Origin of the sequence: Leptospira ainlahdjerensis (assembly GCF_016919175.1) — a bacterium.
GTDB lineage: Bacteria > Spirochaetota > Leptospiria > Leptospirales > Leptospiraceae > Leptospira > Leptospira ainlahdjerensis.
In genome coordinates this window covers 169,689-186,383 of sequence record NZ_JAFFPU010000044.1, presented here as the reverse complement: position 1 = coordinate 186,383, position 16,695 = coordinate 169,689, and the positions used below count along the sequence as shown (strand labels likewise).

The window sequence follows — 16,695 nt, the reverse complement described above, 5'->3', positions numbered from 1 at the left end:
GACGTTTGCTTCGTAAGGCCGCAAACGATCCCGTTTGAAACGATTTCTGAAGAAAAATTTAAGAATTAATTTCGTCGATTGAAGAGAAAAGACTTTGCTAATTTAATACTGGACAAACAAACGAATCGGCTTATTTACCTTTGTTTTGATAATTCATTTTCAAATCAGCGAAAAGCGAACACTCGAATCCTGTAAGAGGTTCGATATCACAATGGATCCGGGTTGAATTCAAGATTACTATTCCTAAAGAAGATAAAAAACAAGTTGAAGACAATGGCCGTAAACATTCCGAATCGAATGAATTCGATCTCTCTCAAAATTCTTTCTCTCCAAATCTTAGGATTGATCGTCCTTGCTTCTCTTCCAATCTTTATAATCCAGAGTCTTCCTTCTCTCCTTCACTACGACGTTACAACTCCGGTCTATCTCGTATTTCACAACATCGCAGAAGTTTTTAGCATCACGGTTTCCATTTCGATTTTCGGCTTAGGCTGGTTTACATACAAACGAACTCGGGATTATCATTCCCTTTTTATCGCCGTTTCCTTTTTGACGGTCGGTTTGATCGACTTTATGCACGCACTCGCCTATTCCGGAATGTCGGACTTGATCACTCCGAACACGCCGAACAAATCTACTCAATTTTGGATTGTGGCGAGGATTGTAACCGCCCTTGGAATTCTGACGAGCGCCTTCTTTTACACCAAAAAAAAATCTTTGCGGATCAACAGCTTTTGGCTTCTGTTTTTTTCCCTTTCACTTTCCTTTTTCGTTCTTTATTACGTGAGTTTTCATCAGGAGAATCTGCCGGAAACCTACAAACAAGGATACGGTCTTACCAAAATTAAGATCCATTTTGAGTATTTTATTATATTCTTAAACTTTGTCTCCTTCATAATTTATACAAAACTTTATATCGATTCGAAGGACAGCAATCTCAAATACCTTTTATCTGCCCTTATACTTTTCATTTTTTGCGACTTTTCGATGACAATCTACAAAAATGTGTTCGATACTTATAGCGTACTCGGACATATCTATAAAATCGTTTCATTCTATCTGATCTATAAGTGTATCTTTATAGCTTCGGTCAATCAACCCTACGACTCACTTCTTTTGATCAACAACCGGCTCGAAAATGAAATCGTCGAGCACGAAAATTCTAAAAGGAAGTTGATCCGCTCTTTGAACGAAAAAGGAATTTTAATCCGGGAACTCTATCACAGATCCAATAATACGATGCAATTGATACGCAGTATGATCAATCTACAGGCTGAGAATTATCTACAAAACGAGGACATCGAAGAACTCGTGAGTAAAACGGAAGAGCGGATCCAGACCATCTCGATCGTACATCAAATTTTATTCGCATCGAACGATCTTTCCAGCATTTCCTTGAAGGAATATATCGAAAAATTAATCCAATACGTCTCGTTGCGAAATCAATCTACTGCAAAGGATTTAAAAATTCAATATGAAATCGAAGATCAGCAAGTCTTATTGGACATCGCAGTTCCTTTCGGTCTTATCCTTCTGGAACTGATATCCAATTCTTTAAAACATGCGTTTCCCGATCGCACCTCGGGGCTCGTTCGAATTTCGATCCAAAAGCTGACAACGGGTCAAACGGTGTTCGAATATTCCGATAACGGAATCGGAATTTCGGATCCCGTGAATGCTAAAAATTTTGACAAACTCGGTATGAAATTGATCTACGGAATCGGAGAAGGACAACTACACGGAAAGATATCGATCGAAAATCAACCTAACTTTTACTTTAAACTAGAATTTAAGAACGATCAATATTCCCCGCGGGTTTAAATGAAATCTCAAATCAAAATTCTTATCGTCGAAGACGAATTTTTAATCGCACTTCTTATGCAGAAAGAGTTAAAACGGATCGGATACGAAATCACAGATCTCGTTTCGACCGGCGAAACCGCAATCGAAAGCGTAAAAATGAATCCTCCCGACGTCATCCTTATGGATATCAACTTAGGAGGAGAAATCGACGGGATCGGAGCCGCGAAACAAATCCGTTCGTTTCAGAAGATCCCGATCATTTTTGTTACCGGTTATACGGACCTCGAAACAAAACGGAAGGCCGAAAGCGCCCATCCCTTAGGCTATCTGGTCAAACCGGTCGAAATCAATCAGATCAAAGAAATTATCGAATCCAAAATTTAAGAATAGGGATTTTGCTTGAATCCATCTTCGATTTAACGCTTCCTTTAAATCGACTTCGTGATATTTTCATGACGTGATATCCGAGAGACTATTTTTAGAAAGGAATCAGGAAGAATGCAAACTCACAATCCGTTCACACCGATCCGTCTGACTCGAAAGAATTTTCTCGTAAAAGCCGCCGCCTTATGCGCCGGAGCGGCAATAACTTCCTTGGGGCCCGCTTGCAGAGGACTCGATTACGGAGACGAAGTCAATCGGATCCGAACAAAATCCTTTGTTGATCTTTCCAGTCTCGACGGAAAAATGCTGAACATCATACGTTATGCAACACTCGCCCCTTCCGGACACAATTCTCAACCCTGGAAATTCTCCTTAACGGGGAATATCATTCGGATTTTTCCCGATTTTACGCGCAGACTTCGAGTTGTAGATCCGGATGATCGCGAGCTTTATATCAGCCTGGGTTGTGCGCTCGAAAATCTCCTGATCGCCTCCGAACAAGAAGGATATATTCCGGAAGTTGAATATTTTCCCGCAAACGAGGAACAAGATTGTATCCGAATTCTTCTTTCCAAAAAAGGTATTTCAAACAAAAGCGAAACTCTTTTTCGTATGATTCCTCTCAGGCAATCCACACGAAACGAGTACGACGGCAAAATACCGTCAGTTCCAGAATTAAAAAGTTTAGAATCCGCTCCTAAAGCCAAAACGATCGATACACTTCTATTCACCGATAAAAAACGAATCGAACCTTTGATAGAATACGTCAAGGAGGGGGATCGTATCCAAATCGCCGATTCCGCGTTTTACAAGGAACTCAAAGACTGGATTCGATTCAGCGAATCGGAGGCGATCGAAAAAGGAGACGGTCTTGCGACGGTCTGCACCGGAAATCCCTCGGTTCCCCGCTGGTTTGGGCAATTTCTTATGAACAAGATCGTAAGCGGAGAAAGTCAGGGAAACTTGGACGAAAAATTAATCCGAAGTTCCGCCGGGATGATGATCTTTACTTCTCAACAAAACGACAGAGAGGCTTGGATCGAAGTCGGACGCGCGTTCGAACAATGGACCTTGCTCGCCACATCGCTCAACGTCAAATCCGCCTTTATGAATCAACCCGCCGAAATCCCCAAACTACGCTCCCAACTCGGAGAACACTTAAGCCTCGGAACGTCTCATCCCCAGCTTATCGTCCGTTTCGGATACTCGCGAACGATGCCTTTTTCTCCGCGTCGCCCCCTCGAACAAGTGGTTCTCTCCACAAGAATTTAGAGTTTGTCCCAAAATCTCGAATGTACCGTTTAGAATACTCCGTCGTTCGTAACAAAGCGATGGAGTTCCCACATATTCCGTTCCTTAGCGCACATTAGAAACATCCTAATGAATGGAATGCCGATAAATTCTTATTGGAGTTCCTACATCCCGAAGTTTTTGAACAAGTTCTTGAGAAAAAGATAAATGAGAACTTATAAGCGAGCGCCCCATTCTTCTTTTTTCTTTCGGCTATTTATAATTTAAAATTTTCGATTTCTAAAAGAACCAAAATTACATTGAGCGCGAATCGAGCCAATGTAGAAAGCAGAATGCTTTCAAGAGATTCTAAAACACAATTGACGGATCGCGATATCATCGCTTCCGGTCCCGCTTATATCAATTGGATCCGATTGATTCTAATCGTTCTATTTTATGTTTCCATAACGGCTTCCTGGAAGAGAAGTACGGTTACACAAAATACGTTTTATCTTTTAGGAGTCACGAGCATGTTGCTCTACGCTCTTTACAGCCTTTATAAGATAAAAGTTTATGGCAAGATTTCCGAAAGACAAAGCCAGCTTTTTATGATTCTCGACGTCATGAGTCTTTTTTCTACGATGATCGTCGTCGCCGCGGATATTCCGCAAAACTCGGGAGTGATCGTAAAGGGCCAAATCTTTTACGGAATTTCCTATCTTTACATCATCTGTTCCGGGCTTCTTCTGTCTCCGAACTTCGTGCTTGTCATCGGACTTCTTACTTCCGTTACTCAGACGATCATAATCGCGGTCGCGGTGCAATACGGGCTGCAGATGGTGGATGATCCTGTACTTGCGGCTTCGGCGAGTTATGCGTCCATGTCCGAACAGGCAATGAAGATCATCTTTTTATTCACCGCTTCTTTGATCGTTCGTTTTCTCGTAAGTCTCTTTTTAAAGTTAGTTCGGAATTCGGAATCGAGGCAAAAAGAATTGGAACATTCTCAAAAAATTATGAACGATAAGACGGCTAGGATGAGAGAGTCTGCGCGTTCCTTACGGACTTCTTCCCAAAATCTAAAAGACTTTATGAACGATTTTACGCAGGTAGTTTCCGATCACGCCTCCTCTTTCGAGGAAATCAGCTCGACTATGGAAGAATTTCAAACTCAGACCGAAAGTTCCGCCGTAACAGTACAGAACCAATTTCAAAACATCGAAAACTTAGTAGTTCACAGTCAAAATCTCAAATCGATATTAGAAAGAATCACCTCTTTCAATCAACATCTCAATCGAGGTTTGGAAAAACTGAGAAAGGCCGGATCCACAGTGAACGGATTTGTGCAGGAACTTTCCCATTCTTTATTCGCGCTGGGGGATTCGTTTCGAAGCGTAAGCGACGTGAATCAAATCATGTCCGACGTCGCGGATCGAACGAATCTACTTTCTCTAAATGCATCGATCGAAGCAGCGAGAGCTGGTAGCGCAGGAAAAGGATTTGCGGTAGTCGCACAAGAAGTTTCAAAGTTGGCGGAAAGCAGCGCAAAAAACGCGGATTTGATCTCGGAAATCATCAAAAATTCCACGAACCATGTTTCCTCGGGACAAAAATCCGCGGAGATCACGGCGGAACGTTTCAAAGAACAAGATTCTCTGTTTCAAGAATTCTTCTCCCATTTCGAAGAATTCACACGACTCTTTGGCGAACAGACTTCCATCAATTCTCAATTCTTTTCTAATTTAGATTTTTTGAAAGCGCTTTCCTCGGAAATCGAACTCGCCTCCAAGGAACAAAGAGCCGGTCTTCGGTCGATCGTACAATCCATCAACGGCCTCCAGACTTCGATGGAATCCTTAACCGCCAAAAGCGAAAACCTTTCCGGAATCATCTTAGAATTGGACGTTCAATCGGGAGAACTCACTAACAAAGAGTAGAACGAGGAGTGATCCCGAAATTCTTTCTTTTGGTACAAACTTCTTTTGGGAAGAACGATACGAAATCTAAGAATTGGAAAAACCGTTTTGGATTTTGTTCTCTTTTCGAAAATATCGGAGAATAAGAATCGGGATTCGAAAAAGTCCGAAAAGAAAGATCTGAATCCTCGATCCGTCCCCGTTATAAACTATCAATGAAACTTATAAACTACGTATTGCAGCTAACGGACGTTCGTTCCCAAAATTTCGACGTTTATTCCCTTGAGAGCCTTCCAAATCCATTTCCAAGGATTTATTGTGTAATTATCATTTGTGAACTTGTTCTCTCAGATAGAGACAGGTCCCACTTGGTTGAAAGAGAAAACGATGAAGAGCCAATGTATAATATTGCCCGTATCCATTTCTATCATTCTTTCATTTACTATTTCATGCAATGAAGCCGAACGGCTGGATACGGACGCGCTCAAAAATCCCCTGATCGCTTTGATCGAACCTTCCCGCGTTTTCAGTCCTTCTTCTTCCATCCAATCCGACGCGCCCACTTGTAGTACGACAAAGGGCCCCTGTTATATCTTCGAACTCTACAATATCGCGGGTGTGCTTACGGACGGTGCGATGGGAGGCATCACGGGCGCTGACGCTCTTTGCCAAAACGCGGCGGCAATCCTTCCTTCGGCTTTCGGAAGTCCGAGTGAATACAAAGCCATGATCATGGATGAATCCGGAAGAAGGGATCGTACTCACGATTGGGTCTTATACCCGAACACAAAATATCTCAATATCAAGAAGAGCACCTTGAATCCGAACGATAGTCAAACCGCATTCACGACCGATGCTCAAGCGACGTATGGGGGGAATCTCGACAACAGGATTATCGTGGATGGAGTTCGACCTGCCAATACTTATACGTTTACCGGAATTAGAATCGATACTCCTTCTTCTCCCGGAACCTGGCTGCCCGGAACAGGAAGAAGTTGTTTTAACTGGACAAGCACAGCCATAGGCACGACTTACGGATCCATCGGCGAGCCCGAACAAATTTCAAATTATTTTATCGATCGCGGTTACGGTTCGGCTACGGCGTGCAACACACAACACGGAATCTACTGCGTTAGACAATAACCAGACGAGGTTTTTCATTCTTATCCCTCTTGACATTGAAAAGGAATGAGGGAACTTTTCCTCAATACAAAATGGATCGGGTGAGATGAAATACTATTCAGTCGCAGAGATCAATATAACAAGCGTTCGGTGGATTCCGGCTTATGTCCGCAACGTGACCAAGCTGGTGGAAAAAAACGGCGGGAAATATCTCGCTCGAACCGCGAATATGGAAAAGATGGAAGGAGAAAGAACGCTCCCTCAACTTTTTCTTCTCATCCAATGGCCTTCGAAAGAGGCAGCGCGGGCATTCTACGATTCCGAAGAATACAAACCTTATTTAGAAAGCCGTCTCAAAGGTTCTCAAAGCGAATTCGTCCTGGTTTGCGGAGAAGACGTAAATCAAATCGCGGAAATCCCTGATTAAAGGGTAGAATTCTTGGTATCATATCTTAGAATCGACTCGTTGATTCCGGGATATAGGTTACAGACAATGAAATACGCTCTTTCCATTCTTCCTTTGTTTCTTACCCTCCAATGTTATCTGCATCACGCAAACATAAACGGAGACGGCTTCGGAGCCAAGAGCCTCATTCCGTTTCAAAGTTCGACTTCTTTTCAGGGAAATGTGGCGGTAAGGGTAGACTTCGATCCTTCCGGAAAGGAGACCGCGATCGAAGATATGAAAAGAAAAGGTCTGAACGTTACGGTTTCCACTCCGGATATCGAGAGTTATTATTCTCCGGAAATTCTTTCTCAATTTAGAAAGAGCCCTTTATTCCTCTTAAACCCGAACGCACAAATTTTGATTCGGATTCGATCTTCCGTCGAGGAAGTAAAACCGCCGGTTCTTTCGGTGATCGCGTTTCTTTTAACGGCGGGTTTGTTTCCTATGATCGAAAGAACAAACGGAAGAATCGAATTCGAGATCTACGAAGAAAAGACGAACCTCGTTTTGAAAAGTTATAAATATCCGATCGAACATCGTTCCATCTTCGGCTTTGCGCCCGTCGTCTTAGGACCGATCATACCCGCTTTTAGCGAAAGATTCGATCATTCTCAAAATAAGAAGAATTTTGCGATCATGAGAGTTGCGTTTCAACAATTCGAAAAAGACTTAAGCGCGGACTTGGCTCAATCTAAAGAATTCAATTCTCATTTTTTACAAGGAGAACCGCACCGCTTTGCGTTCGTCTCGCTCGCAAAGACAACCGATCAAGGATTCGATTTTTTTTCCGATGTATATTCCACTCTTGAAAAAAGTTTTTTAAAACACGGGATTTTTTTGGTGGAACGAAAACGTTTGGATCAGGTGATTTCCGAAATTCAACTTTCGCTTTCCGGTATTACGAACAACTCAAGATTGCAACTGGGACGCCTTTTAGACGCGGACCGTCTGATTCTTATGGATAATTTCGACTATTCTCCTTCTGATTCAAAGGCCTACCGAGTTGGGTTTTCTTTCTCGATTCGTTGTGTCGACGTTCAAACCGGAAAGATAATCTGGTCCGAACACATTCAGGAAAGAATGTACTCGGATTGGAACAAATCTTCTTCGTATCAAAAGGAAAGAGTCGTCTCCAAACTCATCGCCACGTTACGGGAAAGAGGCGAACTTTTATAATCGCTTTTTAAACCGAAGAAGTCGGTTACAAAACCTCTCCGTATTCCGAGGACCGATCGGAATTTATTCCGGAAGAACACGAAGAGGTTTCGATCATTTTGCCTTCACAAAATCGAACTTGTTATTCCGAGACAGCCAGTCCGGAACCTCCGAGTTCGGAAGGAAAGTCCTTCAGCTTTAACAACCCATCCTTCATCGGAAGAACGGTTTCCACATAGTTGACGTGAAGCCCCGGATTAAATTTAAAGTTTGGAATCGTCGACGGATAAACGTCGATCAATCCGAAAGGCGGGTGGGACGTCATGATATGTCCTCCGCATTTCGTACAAAATTGACGGTCGCTTTGTTGTGTTTGCATAAAACGACCGACGAACTCTGCTCCTTTTAAAACCTTAACATTCTCCGGCTTCCACAGTGTAAAAGCGGTCACAGGTGAGGCCGACCACGTTCTACACGAACTACAATGACAATACCCCATAGCTTCCGGAACGCCTTCCACACCTATTTCAACGGCTCCGCAGAAACATGTTCCCGTATTTGCATTTGTCATTTTTTCTCTCCTTATGTTTCGACCGCGATTCTTGATAAATTCTAAATTCGATTATTTACAATGTTTGGTAATACATAATTATTTTTGAATATTCTGGATGTATTGTTTTTGATAATTGAAAAAGAATCCGAGACGTCTCGATAGACAAAAATCGCGACTTGTCACCAAATGATAGGATTGTGATTCGAATCGGGGAACCACAAAAAAGGCAAAATGAAAAAGAAGGAATGGACTCCTCCAAAGAGGGAACGAACTCCCCGATTTGATTTTAATCCTCCGGATTCTCAAAGAAACGTTATCTCCATTGCCCGCGAAAAACGTTTTACAAACGGATCTCTTCGAGATGTTCAAAAATTATTTTTCACCTCTCTTGGAAGAATCGAATTGTCCAGGTAGGTTTTAACGATCAAAACTTTCGAAGTTCCCATTCCCGGGGAAATTCGAGACGGAGTTTGTAATTCATTCCATACGTTGAAGAATGTGAAAAGAGGGTTCGGTTTCTTTCGTGCGAGAATACGGACTGAAAAAATAAAAATCGTTTTGTGAGAAACTTAAAAGGTAAAGTTTTCTTTTCTGTTCCCAAAAAAATCGCGATAGAACCAAAGCCAAACCCAGGACGAGATCGACGCGCCAAAAACCGAGAACGAGAACGAGGATGTTTCAAAAAATGGAAACGCGATATAGCTGAGATAAAGCAGACGAATCGGCTCCAGATACAGGACCCATTTTTTCAAATCACAAATTCCTCCGATACACACAAAGGAAAAAATACTGATAAAAAAGATCGTTTGTAAAACTGCGTTCGGAAACTGCGATACCGTCGCGAGAACCCAGAAAGATCCTGTCAGAGTCAAACAAGACCAGAATATCGAATAAGCCGCCAAACCTTTCGGTAGGATTACATCATATTTTCTGAATGTTACTGAATCCTTTCCCGATTTTTTTTCGGGATCGACAAAGGTTGACGGTTTCCAACCGGGACTTGCAAAAAAAACCTTCATTCGGTTTTTCCAACCGGAGGACTTTTTTGCAAGATCGATCATCTCCTTCCAATAGTGAAAATTCGCCCAGAGCGGGTTGAAACTTTTGAGTTGTGTCGTGATTCCGTAAACGGGCTCCTCTATTTCAGGTTCAAACGTGCCGAACCACTTGTCGAAAAAGATAAACATTCCTCCGTAATTCTTATTGATATACTTCTGATTTCTCCCGTGATGAACCCGATGATGGGAAGGACTGTTGAAAATCATCTCGTACCATTTCGGAAATTTTCGGATCCATTTTATATGAATCAAAAATTGGTAGATGAGACTGAACTGAGCCACCAATCCCATCACGGCAGGAGGGAATCCCAAAATCGCCAAGGGAAGATAAAACACCCAAGTGAACAATCCGCGAAAACTAGCCTGGCGAAACGCGACCGAAAGATTGTATTCTTCACTTTGGTGATGAACGATATGACCGGCCCAGAGAAAGTTCATCTCGTGACTTAGCCTGTGATTCCAATAATAAGCGAGCTCGTAAAAAAACAGACACGCAACCCAAGTTAGAATCGCGATTCCGAACAAACTGAGCGAAGACGCTTTCCAGACAAATTCGTTAGGCCAAACGGGAAGATCGAAAATTCTCCAATTAAAATAGATCCAGAGATAACCCGCGATCGTGATCGAATGAAATACGATGATAAAAATCTGATTGGAAATTCCTGCCGCTAAATTGTTAAGCGAATCGCTAAGGCGATAGAGTTTAAGATTTCGGACCCAGGAGTATATAATTTCCATTCCGATGAATAAAAATAAAAAAGGAATAAAGAGAATTACTAAATTACGTTCCATTTAGGGATCCTAATAGGAACCCAATGCTGATCTTCATTCTCCATGCCACAATACAAATCGATCCGTGTAATTCTGAAAGATATGCCGATCATGACCCATTCTTTTATATGAATAGAATCCAATCCGTTCATTCCCATAAACATGCTGTTTATTCCATTCAAAAAAAACAAGGCCGAGAACCGCTTGTGACCCTGTTTATTAAACGAAGGCTCGTTGGAAAGTACCGATAAATTTGCTTACGATGATTCTAACCGAAAAATTCGATTTTAAACCTGTCCTTTTGTTACTCCTCTCTCTTTGTTTTCTTTCCTGTACAATATGGCCCGCTCTTACCTTTCTTGCCTCGGATGATAAATCGAAAAGTTCGGATATTGCAGTTCCTCTGGCGCTGATCCTTCTCAACCAAGGTGCAACTTCCACCCCTCCAGAAACTCCGAATCTTATGTATGTGGCCAACTTAGTTTCCAATACCGTAACTTTCTACAATGCAAAAACGGGAGAGTATCTCAACGGAACTCTCGCCAATTCGAGTTTTGCAACTCAGGTGAATCCTGATTTTGTTGCGGTAAACCCGACTGCAAACGTCTTGTATGTTTCAGGACAAGCATCGAACTCCGTCACCTATTTCAACGCTAAGACCGGCGCTTATATCAACGGAACGCTCGCGAACTCAACCTTTGCCACTGGAGCGGCTCCTTACTCCATCGCGGTCAATACGAACGCCAACGTGATTTACGTTTCCAATACGAACGACGGAACGGTGACCTACCTCAACGCAACTACCGGGGCTTATGTCAACGGAACGCTCGCGAACTCAACCTTTGCGACTACCGGTAACACACCGCAGGCAGTCGCTTACAACCCGATCACCAATCTAATGTATATTACAAATTTTGATTTAGACGACGTGGCCTACTACAACGCAAACACCGCGGCTACAACCGTAAGTTCCGATGCTCAATCCGGACCGACCTCGATCGCAGTCAATCCAACGGCAAATCTTTTGTATGTCGGAAACAATGCCTCCAATACGATTACATTCTACAACGCGACAAACGGATCCTTTATCAATGGAACTCTTACAAATTCCAGTTTGCCGGTAGGGACCGGTCCTGTTTCGATAGCAGTTAATCCAGCCGCGAATATCCTCTACGCAGTCAATCAAACTTCACAAACGCTGACGCTTCACAATGCGACGACGGGAGCCTATCTCAACGGAACTCTTTCCAACTCAAGCTTTGCTACCGGTCCCTCTCCGACAAGCGTTTCCGTTAATCCGACTTCAAACCTTGTTTATGTGACCAATGCCACTTCGGCAACTGTCACCTATTTCAACGCGACTACGGGGGCTTATCTCAACGGAACTCTTTCCAACTCAAGCTTTCCCACAGGCCTATCCCCTTCGTCCGTCGTCGTAAATCCGTAAATCTTTCCTCGTTAGAATATTCTAAAAATTAAATATTACAAATCGGATCCCACTTTTTGTCCCTCGTTCGAGGGATTTTTTCCGGAGAATCTAAGTAGAAATGTTAAGCGAAATGTATTTTATATAATTTTCTCAATTACCCTATTTTTTTTTTAGGAAATTTCCCTAAAATTCTCTTTTCAACTTTACCAATCCAACCGCGGCAAAATTCAATCGTAACCGAAAGTTATCTGAAATTAGGAAGTCTCCGTAATTTCTTTGAAGGACTTTTCGTTTTATATTCTATTACCTTGAAAAGAATTTTTAAAATTAATCTTTGTGTTGTGATCGTTTCCGCTTGGTTGACGGGTTGTGTACATCCGATCTTCAATCCTGAAATTGCCTATTCCAACGCCTGGTGGGAAACCGAAATTCTTAAGTGTATTCTTTCGGGGGTCTGTTTGGATCGTACGCCGCCCACTGTAACGGTCGGAAATCTTACCGCCTCGCAGAATTCAATCTTAGAATCCGGTTTTATCGTGGGAAGCGCAAACGACGACCTTCTTCTTTCCCGTATCGAAATCAGTTTGGACTCCGGTCCCTTTCTTCCCGCAGTGGGAACTCTCGCCTGGAGGTATCAAATTCCTTCTTCCATAAAAGGAAGGGGTTTACATTCGGTTCAGGTTCGAAGCGTGGATTTTTCTGGAAATTTTTCCGAGATTCTTAACTTTACATTCAGAAAAGGAAATAACAAAGACATCAATGGCGACGGCTTTCCCGATATCGCGATCGTCGCGTCCTTGTTTACCACAACACGAAACGGGGACATCTATCTATATTATGGAATTGGAATGAACAGTTTTAATCCGGTTAACACGGCTATGGCGAACGTCGTCATCCTCGGGGATACGGCCGCTTCCTTTGGATACGCCCTTCAATTGGGGGATATCAACGGTGACGGCTACGCCGATCTTGTGGCTGGAGGTTCTTTCGAATACGGAGGCGCAAACGGAAAAGTTTATGTCTTTCAAAGCCAAGGAACAAACGGAATTCTCGCTTCGAGTTTTTCAAACGCAAATTTTACCCTCGACGCAGGGCCTTCTACAACTCTCGGCTATTCCCTTTCTCTGGGTGACGTAAACGGAGACGGATTCTTGGACATAGCCGCGAGCGGCTATCCCGGTGCGGGGCTCGCTCAGATTTATCACGGCGGAATCAACGGAGTTTCTCCTATCCCCAACACGTCGATTATCGGACCCGGTAGTAACTTCGGTTCTGCGGTTCGTTTGGGAGATCTGAACGGAGACGGTTTCTCCGATTTGATCGTAAACGGCAATACGTTTAACGCTTCTGCAGGTCAGCTCTGGATTTTTCACAGCGGCCCGGGTGGAATATCGGCGATCGATACCTCCTCTCCTACCTTGACGTTAGCCGGTGTTTCGTCTAACGATTCTTTTGGGATATCCATGCAAACGGGAGATGTAAACAACGACGGCTATGAAGACTTGATCGTGGCGTCCACAGGTTATTCGGGAAACACCGGAAGGGTTTATACCTTTCACGGAAGTCCCGTCGGAATTTCAGCCGTATCTCCGGCCGGTGCGAATCAGACCTTAACGGGAGCGACGGCCGCCGAATCTTTTGGAAACGGTTTGTCGTTAGGCGATGTGAACGGGGACGGCTTTTTGGATCTCGCGGTCGGAGCCACAAACTTCAGCGCGGGACTTGGGAAAACAGTCATGTTTCATTCTACGGGAACCTCGATATCGGCGACGCAGTCGGCGACGATCTTAGGAGAAACGGCTGGGGATGGTTTCGGGATCGGAGCGTTTGCCGATTTTAACGGAGACGGTTATGTAGATTGGATCGCAGGCGCTGCGGGAAATACGAACAACGCTGGAAGAGCTTACCTCTTTTATAGTCCGGGTGCGAGCGGTCTACTCATATCCCTCGCGGCTAACGCGAATTTGGCGATTTCCGGCTACAATCTTCCGGGACCGACGGGTTCTCTTTTCGGACAAATGTTCAGCCATTAAAACCGAAATTTCGAGTTTTACTTATGAGGTCGTTATAAATTCCATTTTTCGGAAGTTTCGAAAAAGAATCGAGCGCTCCACCTTACATCGTTGTTCTGTAAGTAGAACAATAAAAAATAATACACTACGATGTGCAAAAAGATAAGATAGAATAATACGAAGTAATATAAAGCGTAAAAATTTTTTAAATTCATGTTCGTATAAAATATCCACGTTCTAAATCGAGCACTTCCGTTTATTAGAATATTATCCTAAACAATCAAAACGTTTCCAAATCTTTGTATTCGTATAACAACCTCAATCTTTTGCTAAAGACTCTAAAAAAGTTAAGGTCGTAAACCGGAAACCACAAGAGCGCTGGATTCAATCTGAACGTCCCCTTTGTATTTTTGATTGACGGCTTCAAAAACTTCTTCTTTGATTTTTTTTCTCTGATTTTCATCGGCTTTGGAAAGTGCGGAGACGATCGGAGCCGCAACTTCAGTCATAACATTCCAATACGTTTCAGCCGTTTTACATTTCAACTTTCCCGAAACTTCCTTGACCAAAACGTTCTTCAGCCCGGCTTCTTGAAAAAGATTCGATATTAGATTCTGTTCCGCACAACGGAACATTCCCGGTGAGCCGGGAGGAGGAGCGGCTAAGTTCAAATTTCTTTGAATCGCACCCATAACTGCTGTAATCCAAAAATTTTTCTCAGGAACGTTCCAAACCGAAGTCGCAATCCTCCCTCCGGGTTTTAAAACACGAACCATTTCGTTCACGGCCAATTTCATATCGGGGAAAAACATAAAACCGAAACGGCAACTGATCGCATCGAAGGCCTTGTCTTCGAAAGGAAGTTCGCTCACATCGCAAGCGTAAGTTTTGATGTTCGGAATTCCTCTTCTTGTTGCGTTCTCCCGAGCAATCGCCAACATATCTTCCGCGAGATCCGTAATAAAAACCGTTCCATGCTTGGCAAGAGACGCGATCGTCAATCCGGGCTCTCCGGTTCCCGAGGCCACGTCCAAAACCTGGTCCGTTTCAATGACGTCGAGGCGGCGGATGATCTCGTCCCCCATCGGCTTTAAAAAATCCATAAAGAGATCATCCCATTTCTTCCAACCCGGAGAAAAATGGTTCCAAGATTCCTTTTGCTGCTCTCGTATTTGTTGTAGACGCAATTCCATTTTGATTCAAAAACCTCTTTCGTTCGTAACCGAGATCGTCTTTATTTCAGTTTATAATCTTAAAACTAATTTACTGATCGCTCAGTAAGCTATAGAATGAGAAGAATCCGATTCTTCCTAGATTTGGATTCTTCTCACCAGCCTGGAACCGCAAATCTGCCAGCCAAGGCTTTCTAACGGCGCCGTTTTCTGGATTTTAGAACAATCAGAAGTCGATTTCCTCTGAGATCACCTTATTTACTGATCGATCAGTAAGTCAATAAAAAATTTATCCCTCACGGAATGAATCCGAAATTTTGCGTGAATGCTGGGAAACGGTTAAGAATCCTCGGGCCCAACCTCTGTTGTAAACCTTAACCTTGCCCAGAAGTTGTTTGGATCTTAAGAAGAATCCGTCGGAAGTACGACACCCTCCGTAAAAGTCGCGCGCCCCGCCCAAATTTCGGGTGGAGGGGTGGGTGGCGGAAAAAACCACAGCGGACTTTCCCATATCACAAAATCCTAATTTCGCAAGAAAAAAGTCCCGTGTAGGAACTCTTACACCTCCGAGGTTTTCCCGAAAATATCCTTGCGAGAGATTGAGTTACTAGAACGGGGCTTCTCGCTTGTGTTCGATTCTTCCCAATAACTTTTGGAAAGCGATTGGGAATCCGCACGATCCCCCAATTTTTGTAAGAGTTCCTACAGTTGAGACTTTTACACACAAGGATAGAATTTTAGGAGAAAAAATCATCTGGCCCCTCTCCGGCTTGCCCGAAAACCCGGAGTATGCCTTTCCGATGGGCCCACTCAAGAATGCGGTTTCGTCTTACGAAGCGTTCTCGTTGTTGCAACGGATTCTTCTTAAAGATTCACACAATTTGTAGGAAGGATGTGGAACTGATTTTCCCATCTCCGAAAAACCGAAATGGATTCGCCTTTTATAACTTCAAATCACTCGCAAGAATTGCCGCAATTTTTTCGGCAAATTCCGCGGTCGAAAAATCGGCAACTTTGTTGAGCTGGAGACTCCCAAAAATCTGACCGTAACCAAAACTCGCTGAAATAAAAATCCAAGAAAGAATTTTCGCCATTTCCCGATCCGGCAAAAAACGGCCGACTTCGATTTCGAGGGCGACATGAAGAGCTTTCATTTTTTCATGAATCACCTTTCGATCACTTTCCGTAAAGTTCGGAAACTCCGCCAAAAGCCAACGTTCTTTCCGAACCGTATCTGAATCGTGACCGCAAACCCTAAGAGCGATCTGCGCAAACAATTCCTTCAGCGATTTTGCAGACGAACCGACCTGCAAAATTTGTCCTGGATCGGGTAAGTGAGAATGAAGAACGTCTTTGAGGATCGCCTCCTTCCCCTCCGGAAAATAATAATAAAGAGCCGCAGTGGTACAATGTGCCGCTTCGGCGATATGTTTGATCGACACCGCGTTATAACCGCGATTCATAAAAAGTTGACTGGCAACGCCGATGATGGTATCGCGTAACCCTGTTTCTTGCATAATGTTCAGGCTGAAGTCTCCTCAAAAAATGAGAAGTAAAAATTTAGGAGCTCCTAAAAACTCAGTCGCTCTTTTTTGATGAGAATCGGATTCCTCTCAAATCGGAATTCAATTTTCAAAAATTT

The 16,695-nt window shown here is 43.3% G+C and carries 13 protein-coding genes; 9 read left to right on the top strand and 4 right to left on the bottom strand.

Annotation, left to right across the window (positions count from 1 at the left end; translation table 11 throughout):
* Window positions 1-273 precede the first annotated feature (273 nt).
* The 7 genes from JWG45_RS13330 to JWG45_RS13300 all read left to right on the top strand — a co-directional run bounded on the left by JWG45_RS13330 (window position 274) and on the right by JWG45_RS13300 (window position 8,079).
* On the top strand, window positions 274-1,821 hold the full coding sequence (locus JWG45_RS13330) for an MASE3 domain-containing protein (RefSeq protein ID WP_205280168.1): 1,548 nt from the start codon (window positions 274-276) through the stop codon (window positions 1,819-1,821).
* The gene (locus JWG45_RS13325; RefSeq protein ID WP_232380679.1) at window positions 1,822-2,187 is read left to right on the top strand and encodes a response regulator; all 366 of its coding nucleotides are present in this window, start codon (window positions 1,822-1,824) and stop codon (window positions 2,185-2,187) included.
* Between the two features lie 114 nt (window positions 2,188-2,301).
* Window positions 2,302-3,459 carry an Acg family FMN-binding oxidoreductase gene (locus tag JWG45_RS13320; RefSeq protein WP_205280167.1) on the top strand — a complete coding sequence of 386 codons (1,158 nt, stop codon included), beginning with the start codon at window positions 2,302-2,304 and terminating at the stop codon, window positions 3,457-3,459.
* A 311-nt stretch (window positions 3,460-3,770) separates the two neighbouring features.
* Window positions 3,771-5,354 carry a methyl-accepting chemotaxis protein gene (locus tag JWG45_RS13315; protein ID WP_205280166.1) on the top strand — a complete coding sequence of 528 codons (1,584 nt, stop codon included), beginning with the start codon at window positions 3,771-3,773 and terminating at the stop codon, window positions 5,352-5,354.
* 366 nt (window positions 5,355-5,720) lie between these two features.
* The gene (locus JWG45_RS13310; protein ID WP_205280165.1) at window positions 5,721-6,476 is read left to right on the top strand and encodes a DUF1554 domain-containing protein; all 756 of its coding nucleotides are present in this window, start codon (window positions 5,721-5,723) and stop codon (window positions 6,474-6,476) included.
* Window positions 6,477-6,561: 85 nt separating this feature from the next.
* Window positions 6,562-6,882: a DUF1330 domain-containing protein gene (locus JWG45_RS13305; protein WP_205280164.1), complete on the top strand. Its 321-nt coding sequence runs from the start codon at window positions 6,562-6,564 to the stop codon at window positions 6,880-6,882.
* 66 nt (window positions 6,883-6,948) lie between these two features.
* Window positions 6,949-8,079 carry a hypothetical protein gene (locus JWG45_RS13300; protein ID WP_205280163.1) on the top strand — a complete coding sequence of 377 codons (1,131 nt, stop codon included), beginning with the start codon at window positions 6,949-6,951 and terminating at the stop codon, window positions 8,077-8,079.
* A gap of 121 nt (window positions 8,080-8,200) precedes the next feature.
* Here JWG45_RS13300 and JWG45_RS13295 read toward each other — a convergent pair whose 3' ends face one another.
* Together JWG45_RS13295 and JWG45_RS13290 are read right to left on the bottom strand one after the other, a co-directional pair.
* Window positions 8,201-8,629 (bottom strand): GFA family protein, encoded by a 429-nt coding sequence (locus tag JWG45_RS13295; RefSeq protein ID WP_205280162.1) that lies wholly within the window; start codon window positions 8,627-8,629, stop codon window positions 8,201-8,203.
* Window positions 8,630-9,180: 551 nt separating this feature from the next.
* Window positions 9,181-10,461: a sterol desaturase family protein gene (locus tag JWG45_RS13290; RefSeq protein WP_205280161.1), complete on the bottom strand. Its 1,281-nt coding sequence runs from the start codon at window positions 10,459-10,461 to the stop codon at window positions 9,181-9,183.
* Window positions 10,462-10,903: 442 nt separating this feature from the next.
* On the opposite strand from JWG45_RS13290, the gene JWG45_RS13285 reads away from it, so the two are divergent.
* Window positions 10,904-11,887 carry a beta-propeller fold lactonase family protein gene (locus JWG45_RS13285; protein WP_205280235.1) on the top strand — a complete coding sequence of 328 codons (984 nt, stop codon included), beginning with the start codon at window positions 10,904-10,906 and terminating at the stop codon, window positions 11,885-11,887.
* A 290-nt stretch (window positions 11,888-12,177) separates the two neighbouring features.
* A complete protein-coding gene (locus JWG45_RS13280) occupies window positions 12,178-13,902 on the top strand; it encodes an FG-GAP-like repeat-containing protein (RefSeq protein ID WP_205280160.1) in 1,725 nt (574 codons plus the stop codon).
* 326 nt (window positions 13,903-14,228) lie between these two features.
* Here the strand turns inward: JWG45_RS13280 and JWG45_RS13275 are convergent, their stop codons facing one another.
* The gene (locus JWG45_RS13275) at window positions 14,229-14,984 is read right to left on the bottom strand and encodes a class I SAM-dependent methyltransferase (protein ID WP_232380677.1); all 756 of its coding nucleotides are present in this window, start codon (window positions 14,982-14,984) and stop codon (window positions 14,229-14,231) included.
* 1,010 nt (window positions 14,985-15,994) lie between these two features.
* On the bottom strand, window positions 15,995-16,570 hold the full coding sequence (locus JWG45_RS13270) for a TetR/AcrR family transcriptional regulator (protein WP_205280158.1): 576 nt from the start codon (window positions 16,568-16,570) through the stop codon (window positions 15,995-15,997).
* Window positions 16,571-16,695 lie beyond the last annotated feature (125 nt).

Bases quoted from the DNA above. Each gene is read 5' to 3' on its own strand.
- JWG45_RS13330 (WP_205280168.1), top strand. From the start codon at position 274: ATGGCCGTAAACATTCCGAATCGAATGAATTCGATCTCTCTCAAAATT.
- JWG45_RS13325 (WP_232380679.1), top strand. From the start codon at position 1,822: ATGAAATCTCAAATCAAAATTCTTATCGTCGAAGACGAATTTTTAATC.
- JWG45_RS13320 (WP_205280167.1), top strand. From the start codon at position 2,302: ATGCAAACTCACAATCCGTTCACACCGATCCGTCTGACTCGAAAGAAT.
- JWG45_RS13315 (WP_205280166.1), top strand. From the start codon at position 3,771: ATGCTTTCAAGAGATTCTAAAACACAATTGACGGATCGCGATATCATC.
- JWG45_RS13310 (WP_205280165.1), top strand. From the start codon at position 5,721: ATGAAGAGCCAATGTATAATATTGCCCGTATCCATTTCTATCATTCTT.
- JWG45_RS13305 (WP_205280164.1), top strand. From the start codon at position 6,562: ATGAAATACTATTCAGTCGCAGAGATCAATATAACAAGCGTTCGGTGG.
- JWG45_RS13300 (WP_205280163.1), top strand. From the start codon at position 6,949: ATGAAATACGCTCTTTCCATTCTTCCTTTGTTTCTTACCCTCCAATGT.
- JWG45_RS13295 (WP_205280162.1), bottom strand. From the start codon at position 8,629: ATGACAAATGCAAATACGGGAACATGTTTCTGCGGAGCCGTTGAAATA.
- JWG45_RS13290 (WP_205280161.1), bottom strand. From the start codon at position 10,461: ATGGAACGTAATTTAGTAATTCTCTTTATTCCTTTTTTATTTTTATTC.
- JWG45_RS13285 (WP_205280235.1), top strand. From the start codon at position 10,904: ATGTATGTGGCCAACTTAGTTTCCAATACCGTAACTTTCTACAATGCA.
- JWG45_RS13275 (WP_232380677.1), bottom strand. From the start codon at position 14,984: ATGGATTTTTTAAAGCCGATGGGGGACGAGATCATCCGCCGCCTCGAC.
- JWG45_RS13270 (WP_205280158.1), bottom strand. From the start codon at position 16,570: ATGCAAGAAACAGGGTTACGCGATACCATCATCGGCGTTGCCAGTCAA.